Origin of the sequence: Rathayibacter sp. VKM Ac-2879 (assembly GCF_015351245.1) — a bacterium.
GTDB lineage: Bacteria > Actinomycetota > Actinomycetes > Actinomycetales > Microbacteriaceae > Rathayibacter.
The window spans coordinates 694,314-706,403 of the sequence record NZ_JADKSO010000002.1 but is presented as its reverse complement, the minus strand read 5'-3'; the positions used below and the strand labels follow the sequence as shown (position 1 = coordinate 706,403).

The window sequence follows — 12,090 nt, the reverse complement described above, 5'->3', positions numbered from 1 at the left end:
GGGCGGAAGAAGTGGGGGCAGTGCGTGTTCCTCGGCACCTATTCCCCCAAGCTCGACGAGAAAGGCCGCGTGATCCTCCCTGCCAAGTTCCGCGACGAGCTCTCCTCCGGCGTCGTCGTCACGCGCGGCCAGGAACGTTGCCTCTATGTGTTCAGCCAGGCCGAGTTCGAGGTGATGCACGAGAAGATCCGTCAGGCGCCGGTGACCAGCAAGCAGGCCCGCGACTTCCTCCGCGTGTTCCTCTCGGGAGCGAGCGCCGAGACTCCGGACAAGCAGAACCGGGTGACCCTTCCGGCGCCGCTACGCGCGTACGCCGGGCTTGACCGCGACCTCACCGTGATCGGGGCGGGCAATCGCGCCGAGATCTGGGCACAGGGCGCCTGGGAGGACTATCTGCAGGAGCAGGAGTCCGTGTTCTCCGACACCCAGGAGGAGGTGATCCCCGGGCTGTTCTAGCTCCTGTCGCGCGACTCCCAGCCACTCGGCGCCCGGACGCACCTTCCCCGGTGTCCGGACGTGAGGTGGATGGGGATCGGACGACAGGAACTCGGACGGCGGGACCGCCATGGCAGAGAACACCCCGAAGGACGGCGCACGGCCCACGGAGGAGCGGCATCTCCCCGTGTTGCTCGAGCGCTGCGTCGAGCTCCTCGCTCCGGCGCTCGAGCGCGAGGGCGCCGTCGTCGTCGACGCGACGCTCGGCATGGGCGGCCACTCGCTCGCATTGCTCGAGCGCTTCCCCGGTCTGCACCTGGTCGGTCTCGACCGCGACCCGGAGGCGCTCCAGCTGGCGGGGGAGCGGCTCGCGGCGCACGCGTCCCGGATCGACCTCGTGCATGCCGTCTACGACGAGCTGCCCGAGGTCCTCGACGAACTCAGCATCGGCCAGATCGACGGCGCGCTCTTCGACCTGGGGGTCTCCTCGCTGCAGCTCGACGAGACGGAGCGCGGCTTCTCCTACTCCAAGGACGCCCCGCTCGACATGCGAATGGACACGACGGCTCCGCTCACGGCGGCGAGCATCCTCGCCGACTACGACGAGGCCTCGCTCCGCCGGATCTTCCACGAGTACGGCGAAGAGCGGCTCGCCGCCCGCTACGCCAAGAAGATCGTCGAGGCGCGACGCGAGGCTCCGCTGGAACGCTCGGGCCGGCTGGTCGAGATCATCCAGGCCGCGACCCCGGTCGCGATCCAACGCAACGGACATCCGGCCAAGCGCGTCTTCCAGGCATTGCGCATCGAGGTCAATCAGGAGCTCTCGGTGCTCGAACGGGCGATCCCTGCGGCCCTCGGCCGCATGGCGGTCGGTGGCCGCATCGTCGTGGAGGCGTATCAGTCGCTCGAAGACCGCATCGTCAAACGCGCGCTCCACGCCGCGTCCTCCTCCACAGCCCCGGCCGGACTCCCGATGGAGCTGCCCGAGCACCGACCCGAGTTCCGGCTCGTGATCCGTGGCGCCGAACTCGCCTCGGACGACGAGAAGGCCAGCAATCCCCGAGCGACCCCCGTGCGTCTGCGCGCGGCCGAGAGGATCAGGAGCACCGCATGAGCGCCACCGCCGTCATCGACCCCGCCGTCATCGACACCGCCCGACGCGCGCGCCCCGAGGAGGCGACTCCGCGGCCGCATATCGCTGCGGTGCCGGCACCGCAGCGCACCTCGCGTCCCCAGCTGGTGCGCGGGATCGTCGCCGTGGCAGGACTGTTCGCGATCATCGTCGTGCAGCTCCTGGTGAGCGTCGGGCTCTCGCAGGGCGCCTACCAGATCTCGGACCTGCAGACCGAGCAGAAGACACTCCTCCGCAGCAACGCCGAGAAGCAAGACGCGGTCGACAGCCTCAGCTCGCCGCACAACCTGGCCACCGCGGCGCAGGGTCTCGGGATGGTGGCGAACACCGCGCCCGTCTACCTCCGTCTCTCCGACGGAGCGGTCCTGGGCGACCCTGGCGCCGCCTCCGGGAGCGAGGTCGCACCGGACGCGTCTACCCCGCTCGTCCCGAACGTGACCGGAGCGGCGGCTGCCGGCGGCTCGCAGGACGCGAGCGCGTCCTCCGCGGGTGACGCGTCCGCCGCCGTACCGTTGCAGGGCGAGCTGCCCGCTCCGATCACCCACTGACCCTCCTGGTCGGGCTCGCCCGACGACCATCCGGACACGACGAACGGCGGCCCGGCCGCCCGGAGCAAGAAGGACACCGCCGCCAGTGAGACAGCACCGCTCGAACAGGCGACGCACCGCCGTCACCTTCGTCATCATCCTCGCCGTCGTCGGTCTCTTCATCGGCAAGCTGGTCGACATCCAGGTCGTCCGGGCGAGCGAGCTGACCGCGGATGCGGCGCTCAACCAGTCGAGCAGCGTCACCACCGACGGTACGCGCGGACAGATCGTCGACCGCGCCGGCACGGTCCTCGCGGACACGACCACGCGCTACACCCTCACCACCTCGCCCAAGAACGTCGCCGAGTTCACCCGCGTACAAGCGGACGGGCAGAAGGTCGTGGTGAGCGTGCAGCAGGCCGCCTCCGAGATCGGCGCGATCACCGGCCAGAGCATCGACCAGATCACCTCAGCGGTCGCCGACGCCGTGGCGAAGGACCCGAAAGCGAACTACCTCGTCCTCGCCCACGGCCTCGACCTCGCCGCCTATCAGAAGCTCGTCGCCCTCGACATCCCGTGGGCGTACTTCGAGACCCAGCAGGGCCGCACCTACCCGAACGGCGCCGTCGCCGGCAACCTGATCGGCTACGTCGGGGCCGACGGCAACGCACAGGAGGGGATGGAGTACGCCGAGAACCGATGCCTCGCAGGAACCAACGGCTCCGAGAGCTACGAGCGGAGCGCCGACTACGTGCGGATCCCCGGGAGCACCGTCACCGAGACCCCCGCGGTCGACGGCGGCACCCTCCACCTGACCATCGACAGCGACCTGCAGTACTACGCCCAGCAGGTTCTCTCGAAGCGCGTGGCCGAGGTCGGCGGCAGCTACGGGATCGTCGTGGTCCAGGAAGTCAAGACCGGCAAGCTGCTCACGGTCGCCGAGACGCCCACCGTCGACCCGAACGACGTCGAGGCGAGCGCCTCCGCCGATCGGAGCTCGCGGGCGTTCCGCGCCCCCTTCGAGCCCGGCTCCACGTTCAAGGCGCTCACCGCCGCGATGCTGATCGACCAGGGCCAGGCCGGACCGACGACCCAAGTGGTCGTGCCCGACACCTTCGACAAGGATGGCGCCTCCTTCGCCGACGACTTCTCGCACACGCCCACGAACTACACCCTCACCGGCATCCTCAAGGACTCGAGCAACGTCGGCATCTCGATGCTCGGCTCGCGCCTGTCTCCCGAGACCCGTTACGACTACCTGCAGAAGTTCGGCATCGGCACGGCGACGACAACAGGCTTCCCCGGCGAAGACGGCGGGCAGCTCGCGAACGACAAAGACTGGGACAGCCAGACCAACTACACGACGATGTTCGGCCAGGGAGTCTCGACCACCGCGATCCAGGTCGCGAGCGCGTACCAGGCCCTCGGCAATGGCGGCCTGAGGCTTCCGGCGCAGCTCATGACCGGCTGCACCATGGCCGACGGCACCGTGGTCGACGTGCCCGACTCGACCGGCACGCAGGTCGTCTCGAGCTCGGCAGCGAAGCAGGTCGTCGACATGCTGCAGACCCACTACAACCAGGGCTGGCTCGCCCCGTACATCCACGTCGACGGGTACAACATCGCCACGAAGACGGGTACGGCGCAGCAGCCGGACGGCAAAGGCGGGTACTCGACGAGCTACACCGTCTCGCTCGCCGGACTCGCTCCGGCGGAGGACCCGCAGTACGTCGTGACGGTCACCATCGCCGATCCGGTTAAGATGAACACGTCCCAGGCGACGGCTCCGGTCTTCCAACAGGTCATGACGCAGGTGCTCAAGTCCAACCGGGTGGAGCCGTCGACGGTGCCTCCGGTGGAGTACCCCACCACGTGGTGACCCACCCCGAGACAGACCTCCGATACGCACCAGCACGAGAGAAAGAGCGGGCTTTGCACGACACTCGCCCGCCGTCCTCCCTTCGTCCCGAACATCCCGTCCCGAGGTCGCTCTCGCAGCTGATCGCCGAGTTCTCGTTCGGGCCTGTCCGCGGCGCTGAGGGCGTCGAAGTGAGCGGGGTCACGCTCGACTCGCACCAGGTCGAGGCGGGCGACCTCTACGTCGGCGTGGCGGGCCGGCGCGCGCACGGGGCGGCCTTCGCCGAGGCGGCGGGCGCCTCCGGAGCGGTCGCCGTGCTCACCGACCCCGCGGGCGCCGGACTCGCCGCAGCGAGTGGCCTGCCGGTGCTGGTGACCCCCGACCCCCGCGCCGCCCTGGGCGACGTGGCAGCGTGGATCCACCGGACTCGCGAGGACGTGCCGACGCTGTTCGGCGTCACTGGCACGAACGGGAAGACGAGTGTCGTCTACATCCTGGACGCCCTCCTCCGTCGTCTCGGCGTGGTCTCCGGGCTCAGCTCGACGGCCGAGCGTCGCATCGGCGACCTCGCCGTGGTCAGCTCGCTCACCACTCCCGAGGCCAGCGAGCTGCACGGTCTGCTGGCCCGCATGCGCGAGTCGGCGGTGCGTGCCGTCTCGATCGAAGTGTCGGCGCAGGCGCTGACGAGGCACCGCGTCGACGGGCTCGTGTTCGACGTCGTGGGGTTCACCAATCTCAGCCACGACCACCTCGACGACTACGCCGACATGGACGAGTACTTCGACGCGAAGGCGGAGCTGTTCGAACCCGAGCGCGCTCGGCGCGGAGTCGTCACCGTGGACAGCGTGTGGGGCCGCCGGCTCGCCGAGCGCAGCCGCCTCCCGATCGCGACGTTGGCGAGCTCGCCCATCGTCGGGGTCGCCCCCGAGACTCCCGCCGACTGGTCGATGACGGTCGTCGAGGCGACCGCCGACAGCACGACCTTCCGCCTCGACGGGCCCGAGAGCCGCTCGATCCATGTCACGGTCTCGCTCATCGGCTGGTATATGGCCGCCAACGCCGCGCTCGCGATCGTCATGCTGGTCGAGTCGGGATACGACCTCGACGCCATCGCGCACGCGCTCGAGGAGAGTCGACTCGACGTCTACATCCCGGGTCGCGCCGAACTCGTCTCGGGGGAGCGGGGGCCTCGCTTCTACGTCGACTACGGCCACACCCCCGACGCGTTCCAGAACGCGCTCGAGGCGCTGCGAGCCCTGACGCCCGGACGCCTCCTCATGGTGTTCGGCGCCGATGGCGACCGCGACCCGACGAAACGCGCCGACATGGGCGCCATAGCGGCCCGCCTCGCCGACGTCGTCGTCGTCACCGACTTTCACCCGCGTTGGGAGAACCCAGCCGGTATCCGTGCCGTCCTCGTCCAGGCCGCCACCGCCGCCGTTCCCGATCGGGAGATCCACGAGGTCCCCGACCCCCGAGCGGCCGTCCGCACCGCCATCGCGCTCGCGCGCGAGGGGGATTCGATCCTCTACGCCGGACCTGGCCACGAGGACTACCAGGAGATCGCAGGAGTGCACATGCCGTATTCGGCCAGAGACGACGTCCGGCAGGCCCTGCGCGAGGCAGGCTGGCTCTAGATGATCGCGCTCACCCTCACCGAGATCGCCGCCGCCGTCTCGGGCCGACTGCACCTCGCCGGATCGTCCGCGAACGCCTCGACGGTCATCGACGGTGTGACCGAGACCGACTCCCGCGAGATCGTGCCAGGAGGCGTCTTCGTCGCGAAGCGTGGCGAGCACACGGACGGCCACCTCTTCGCGCCGGCGGCCATCGAGCGGGGCGCTGCCCTGCTCATCGTCGAGCGGCCTCTCGACCTCGACGTGCCTCAGATCGTCGTCGACGACTCGGTGGAGGCGCTCGGAGCCCTCGCCACCGAGGTCGTCCGCCTCGCCCGCGAGCGCGGCCCGCTGCGCGTCGTCGGGATCACCGGCTCGAACGGCAAGACCACCACCAAGAACCTGCTTCGCACCGTGCTCGAGCGCGTCGGCGAGACCGTCGCCCCGCGCGGCTCCTTCAACAACGAGGTCGGCGCGCCGATCACGATGCTCCAGGTCGGCGAGACCACGCGGTTCCTCGTCGCCGAGATGGGAGCGAGCGCCGTCGGCGAGATCCGGCGCCTCGTGCGGATGGCGAAGCCCGACATCGGCGTCGTCCTTGCCGTCGGCCTCGCGCACGCGGGCGGTTTCGGCGGCATCGAGCGCACTCTCGAGGCGAAGACGGAGATGGTCGCCGACCTCACCGCCGACGACATCGCGATCCTCAACGTCGACGACGGTCGCGTCGCCTCCATGGCCGACAAGACGGCGGCCCGCGTCATCTGGTTCGGACGCGGCGACCGAGCCGACGTCCGCGCCGTCGACATCGACTCCTCCGCCGAGGGTACGCGTTTCGTCATCGAGGTACGGGAGGGAGAGGGCCGCGAGGCCGCTCGCGCGGAGCTCCTGCTTCGGGTGCTCGGCGAGCACCACGTGATGAATGCGCTCGCGGCGACGGCCTCCGCCCTCGCCCTCGGGGTGCGGCTGGACGAGATCATCGCCGCACTCTCGACCGTGACGCTCGCCGAACGCGGGCGCATGGAGGTGCTCGGCGGCCCCGAAGTGTCGGTCATCAACGACGCCTACAACGCGAGCCCGGACTCCACTGCGGCCGCACTCCGCACCCTCGCGCAGATCGCCCGGCCGGGCGGTCGCACGGTCGCCGTCCTCGGCGAGATGAGCGAGCTGGGGGAGTGGGCCGACGAGGAGCACGAGCGCGTGGGCCTGCTCGCGGTGCGGCTGAACATCGGCCAGATCGTCGTTGTCGGAGCGGGCGCACGGCGCATCCACGTCGCCGCCGAGCGCGAGGGGTCGTGGAGCGGCGAGTCCGTCTTCGCGGAGTCGGCGGACGACGCCTACGAGTTCCTCGAGGGCTATGTGCGCCCGGGCGACACGGTGCTCGTCAAGTCGTCGAACGCGGCAGGTCTGCGGTTCCTGGCCGAGCGGCTCGGGGAGCGTCACCGATGAGGGCGCTCCTGTTCGCCGGCGCGTTCTCGGGGGCCTTCACCCTCTTGATGACGCCCCTGTTCATCCGTCTCTTCCACCGCCTGCAGTGGGGCCAGTTCATCCGCGAGGACGGGCCGAAGTCGCACCACGTCAAGCACGGCACGGCGACGATGGGCGGCATCGTCATCATCCTCGGCAGCGTCGTGGGCTACTTCCTCGGGATGCTGTTCGGCAATCGCGCGATCGCGCCCTCGGCCCTGCTGGTGCTGTTCATGATGGTCGGGCTCGGTCTCGTCGGCTTCGTCGATGACTTCCTCAAGACGCGCAATCAGCGCAGCCTCGGGCTCGGCGGCTGGGCGAAGGTGGCCGGCCAGGTCATCGTCGCGGCGGCCTTCGCGGTGATCGCGATCATGGTGCGCGACTCCAACGGCCTCGCGCCCGCCTCGACGTCGATCTCCTTCATCCGCGACCTGCCGTTCGACTTCGCGACACTCGGCTGGATCGGCATCGGCCTCTTCGTGCTCTGGATCTGCATCATCGTCACGAGCACCTCCAACGGCGTCAACGTCGCCGACGGCCTCGATGGCCTCGCCACAGGCTCGTCGATCCTCGCGATCGGCTCCTATGTCATCATCGGTTTCTGGCAGTCGAGCCAGTGGTGCTTCGACCAGCACCTCAATCCCGAGGTCGTCGACAAGTGCTACCAGGTGAGCGATCCGTTCGATCTCGCGATCATCGCGGCCGCGGTCTCGGGCGCCCTGGTCGGATTCCTGTGGTGGAACACCTCGCCGGCGCAGATCTTCATGGGCGACACCGGCTCGCTCGGTCTCGGTGGAGCCCTTGCCGCGCTTGCCATCCTCACCCGCACCGAGCTGCTCGTCATCCTCATCGGCGGCCTGTTCGTGATAGTGACCGGCTCGGTCATCGTGCAGCGGATCTACTTCAAGCTCACGCGTGGCAAGCGCATCTTCCTCATGAGCCCGCTCCACCACCACTTCGAGCTCAAGGGTTGGGCCGAAATCACGGTCGTGGTCCGCTTCTGGATCATCGCCGGCATCTTCGTCGCGGCCGGCGTCGGGCTCTTCTACCTCGAATGGCTCTCCCTGGCATGATCGACCCCGCACCGCACGAGCCCGACGACGCAGCCCGCGACGCCTCCTCCGCTGACGCGGTGGCCGCTCGGCTCGACGGCCTGCGGAGCTGGCACGCCGACTGGCGTGGTCTCCGGGTCGCGGTGCTCGGCCTCGGGGTCACCGGCTTCTCGGTCGCCGACACTCTCACCGAGCTGGGGTCCGAGGTGCTCGTCCTCGCCGATCGCGCGGAGGCGGAGCGCGAGCGACTGCTCGAGGTCATCGGAGCGAGGCTTCATCGGGCGCGGAACCTCGATACGGTGCCGGAGGAGCTGGAGGAGTTCTCTCCCGAGCTGGTGATCGTCTCTCCCGGTTTCCGGCCGAGCCATCCGATCGTGCGGTGGGCCTCGGAGTCGGGCATCGCCCTCTGGGGCGACGTCGAGCTGGCGTGGCGTGTGCGCGACAAGGTCGTGCGCGCCGACGGCACTCCGGCGGACTGGGTGGCGGTGACGGGCACGAACGGCAAGACCACGACCGTGCGGCTCGCTGCGACGATGCTCGTGGCGGGAGGGCTGCGTGCGGCGCCGTGTGGCAACATCGGCGTCCCCGTCCTCGACGCGGTCCGCGATCCGCAGGGCTTCGACGTCCTCGTCGTGGAGCTCTCGAGCTATCAGCTGCACTACCTCGGCCCGATCGAGCCGATCGCGAGCGCGTGTCTCAACATCGCCGACGACCACCTGGACTGGCACGGTTCCTTCGCCGCCTACCGTGCCGCGAAGGCGAAGGTCTACGCGGGGACCCGGGTGGCCTGTGTCTACAACCGGTCCGACGCCGCCACCGAGCAGATGGTGGTCGACGCGGAGGTGGTCGAGGGAGCGAGGGCCATCGGCTTCGGCCTCGGGGTGCCCGGGCCGAGCGACTTCGGCATCGTCGACGGGATTCTCTGCGACCGCGCTTTCCTCGAGGACCGCCGCTCGAGCGCGCTCGAGATCGCCACCGTCGACGAACTCGCCGCACGCCGGCTCGCTGCGCCCCACATCGTGCAGAACGTGCTCGCCGCCGCCGCCCTCTCACGGGCCTGCGGGGTCGAGGTCGGCGCGATCCGTCGGGCGCTGGCCGGCTTCGAGCTCGACGACCACCGCATCCAGGTGGTCGCCGAGCGCTCCGGAGTGACCTGGGTCGACGACTCCAAGGCCACGAACCCGCACGCCGCGGACGCCTCGTTGCGCGCCTACCCCTCGGTCGTCTGGCTCGTGGGAGGGCTGCTGAAGGGAGTCGACGTCGACGCCCTCGTGGCGGGCCATGTCGCCCGCCTGCGGGCCGCCGTGGTCATCGGAGCCGACCGCTCGGCTCTGCTCGAGGCATTCCGACGACACGCGCCCGCGCTCCCCGTGAGCGAGGTGGTCCCGGATGACACTGGATCGGTGATGCAGTCGGCCGTCGAGGCCGCCGCGGTGCTCGCCCGTCCGGGCGACGTCGTCCTGCTCGCACCCGCCGCAGCCTCGATGGACCAGTTCCGCGACTATGCGGATCGGGGCCGTGCTTTCGCGGCCGCCGTGGCGACGTATCTGAGAGGAGGAGCCGATGACAGCTCCGACGACGAGCCGCCTCGGGGGTCGCTCTCGCACTGAGCCGCGCGAGAAGGACAAGGGCGGCGTACGCACCGCGCGGGTCGTGCTCACCCGAGTGTTCGCCTCCGAGTCGCCCAACTTCTATCTGCTGTTCGGCACCACTCTCTTCCTCGTGCTCTTCGGGCTGACGATGGTGCTCTCGTCCTCCTCGGTCACCTCGTACCTCTCGGACGCAGACTCGTTCGGCGGCTTCCTCCGGCAGGGCATCTTCGCCGTGCTCGGCGTCCCGCTGATGCTGATCGTGTCGCGCTTCCCGATCGCCTTCTGGAAGCGCATGGCAGGCCCGCTGCTGATCGCCGGTTGCCTCCTCCAGCTGCTGGTCTTCACCCCACTGGGGACCGAGATCGGCGGTAACCGCAACTGGCTCGATCTCGGCGGTCTCTCGCTGCAGCCGTCCGAGATCCTCAAGCTCGCTCTCGTCCTGTGGCTGGCGGTGACGCTCGAGCGTCGCCTCCGCCGCGTGCAGGATTGGCGCCACGCCCTCCTCCCGGTCGTCCCGGTGGGGGGCATCGCGCTGATCCTGGTGCTCGCCGGAGGCGACCTCGGCACCGTGATGATCATGGCCGGCATCTTCGTCGCCGCTCTCTTCTACGCGAACGTCCGCCTGCGGATCCTGATACCGCTCGTCCTGATCGGTGCCGTGGGCGCGGTGGCCTTCGCGATCACGAGCAGCAACCGGATGACGCGCATCCTCTCGTTCCTGGGCGACTGCTCCGGTACCGAGCAGTACGAGACGTCGTGCTGGCAGCCCCTGCATGGCACCTGGGCCATGGCATCGGGTGGCATCTTCGGAGTGGGCCTCGGCAACTCGAAGGCGAAGTGGTCGTGGCTCCCCGCGGCCGACAACGACTACATCTTCGCGATCATCGGCGAAGAGCTCGGTCTCATCGGCGCCATCCTCGTACTGGCCCTGTTCGTCGTCCTCGCCATTGCGTTCTTCCGCATCATCCATGCCTCTGCCGACTCGTTCGTGCGGATCAGTACGGGCGCGGTCATGGTCTGGTTGATCGGGCAGGCGTTCGTGAACATCGGCGTCGTGCTGGGGGTGCTCCCGGTCTTGGGCGTCCCCTTGCCCCTGATCTCGTCGGGAGGCACAGCTCTGCTCAGCTCGCTCGTCGCGATCGGCGTCGTGCTCTCTTTCGCTCGGACCCAGACGGCGCCGCTGCCCGGCACTCCCGCGGCTCGACGCGCCAGGAAGGCTGCGGCGGAGTGACCCGCTATCTGCTCGCCGGCGGAGGAACCGCCGGTCACGTGAATCCGCTGCTCGCGACGGCCGACGAGCTGCGCGCCCGCCGCCCCGACGACGAGGTGCTCGTGCTGGGCACCGCGGAGGGCCTGGAGGCGCGTCTCGTTCCCTTGCGCGGCTACGAGCTCTCCGTCATTCCGCGACTGCCCTTCCCGCGCAGGCCGAACGCTGCCGCGCTGCGGTTTCCTGCCGCTCTGCGCTCGAGCATCGACGGGATCGTGCGTACTCTGCGCGAGCGGCGGATCGATGCCGTCGTCGGATTCGGCGGCTATGCCGCTGCCCCGGCCTATCTGGCCGCGCGCCGGGTCGGCATCCCCTTCACCGTGCACGAGGCGAACGCCCGGCCCGGGCTCGCGAACCGTCTCGGCGCCCGGGCGACCCCGTTCGTCGGGGTCGCGTTCGAGGGCACTCCGCTCCCGCATGCGCGAGTGGTCGGCATGCCGCTGCGGCGCGAGATCGCGACTCTCGATCGAGCCACGACGCGTGACGAGGCGATGGCCGCCTTCGACCTCGATCCGGCTCGCCCGACGCTCCTCGTCACGGGCGGTTCCCTCGGCGCCCGACGGATCAACGCGACGGTGCACGCCAGCGCCGCGGCACTGGTGGGCACCGGCTTCCAGGTCCTCCACATCACGGGTGACCGGGCCGAGATCTCCGATCCCGGGATCCCGGGCTACCACCTCCTCGCGTACTGCGACCGGATGGACCTCGCCCTCTCGGCCGCCGATCTCGCCGTCTCTCGCGCGGGAGCGGCGACGGTGAGCGAGCTCAGCGCACTCGGCCTCCCCGCCGTCTACGTGCCCTACCCCGTCGGCAACGGCGAGCAGCGCTTCAACGCGCGCGGTGTCGTCGAGGCAGGAGGCGCTGTGCTCGTCGACGACGCGGCCTTCCTCCCCACCTGGGTCGAGAGCGGGCTGCTGCCGCTCCTCGGCGACTCCGCACGACGCGCCGAGATGGGCCGCCGCGCCTCGTCCGTCGGCGTCCGCGACGGCTCTGGTCGCCTCGCCGATCTCGTCGAGGAGAGCCTCGGAACGACACGCTGAACGCGGTCCGCGCGGCTCGGAGTCGGGCTCGGGACCACCGTCTACACTGATCCGGCGCACCGCGCGGCACCTCGCGCGCAGAGCCGAACACCCGAAAGCGAGAGCCC

The 12,090-nt window shown here is 69.9% G+C and carries 10 protein-coding genes; all 10 read left to right on the top strand.

The features are described from left to right. The first annotated feature begins 24 nt into the window (after positions 1-24). Positions 25-456 (top strand): division/cell wall cluster transcriptional repressor MraZ, encoded by a 432-nt coding sequence (gene mraZ, locus ITJ45_RS08305; protein WP_194607874.1) that lies wholly within the window; start codon positions 25-27, stop codon positions 454-456. 109 nt (positions 457-565) lie between these two features. Further along, positions 566-1,549 (top strand): 16S rRNA (cytosine(1402)-N(4))-methyltransferase RsmH, encoded by a 984-nt coding sequence (rsmH, locus tag ITJ45_RS08300; RefSeq protein ID WP_194607875.1) that lies wholly within the window; start codon positions 566-568, stop codon positions 1,547-1,549. Continuing rightward, positions 1,546-2,115, top strand: coding sequence for a hypothetical protein (locus tag ITJ45_RS08295; RefSeq protein ID WP_194607876.1), 570 nt, complete (start codon positions 1,546-1,548; stop codon positions 2,113-2,115). The genes rsmH and ITJ45_RS08295 overlap by 4 nt, the downstream gene beginning before the upstream one ends. An 85-nt stretch (positions 2,116-2,200) precedes the next feature. Beyond that, a complete protein-coding gene (locus ITJ45_RS08290) occupies positions 2,201-3,973 on the top strand; it encodes a penicillin-binding protein 2 (RefSeq protein ID WP_323742880.1) in 1,773 nt (590 codons plus the stop codon). A gap of 53 nt (positions 3,974-4,026) precedes the next feature. Next, complete coding sequence (locus tag ITJ45_RS08285; RefSeq protein ID WP_194607877.1) at positions 4,027-5,589, top strand: Mur ligase family protein; 1,563 nt, start codon at positions 4,027-4,029, stop codon at positions 5,587-5,589. Next, the gene (locus ITJ45_RS08280; RefSeq protein ID WP_194607878.1) at positions 5,590-7,014 is read left to right on the top strand and encodes a UDP-N-acetylmuramoyl-tripeptide--D-alanyl-D-alanine ligase; all 1,425 of its coding nucleotides are present in this window, start codon (positions 5,590-5,592) and stop codon (positions 7,012-7,014) included. After that, the gene (gene mraY / locus ITJ45_RS08275) at positions 7,011-8,105 is read left to right on the top strand and encodes a phospho-N-acetylmuramoyl-pentapeptide-transferase (protein ID WP_194607879.1); all 1,095 of its coding nucleotides are present in this window, start codon (positions 7,011-7,013) and stop codon (positions 8,103-8,105) included. Before ITJ45_RS08280 ends, mraY begins: the two co-directional genes overlap by 4 nt. Next, positions 8,102-9,694, top strand: coding sequence for a UDP-N-acetylmuramoyl-L-alanine--D-glutamate ligase (murD, locus tag ITJ45_RS08270; protein WP_194607880.1), 1,593 nt, complete (start codon positions 8,102-8,104; stop codon positions 9,692-9,694). Before mraY ends, murD begins: the two co-directional genes overlap by 4 nt. Further along, a complete protein-coding gene (gene ftsW / locus ITJ45_RS08265; RefSeq protein WP_194607881.1) occupies positions 9,648-10,907 on the top strand; it encodes a putative lipid II flippase FtsW in 1,260 nt (419 codons plus the stop codon). Before murD ends, ftsW begins: the two co-directional genes overlap by 47 nt. After that, positions 10,904-11,983, top strand: coding sequence for a UDP-N-acetylglucosamine--N-acetylmuramyl-(pentapeptide) pyrophosphoryl-undecaprenol N-acetylglucosamine transferase (locus ITJ45_RS08260; RefSeq protein WP_194607882.1), 1,080 nt, complete (start codon positions 10,904-10,906; stop codon positions 11,981-11,983). The genes ftsW and ITJ45_RS08260 overlap by 4 nt, the downstream gene beginning before the upstream one ends. The last annotated feature ends 107 nt before the right edge of the window (positions 11,984-12,090 follow it).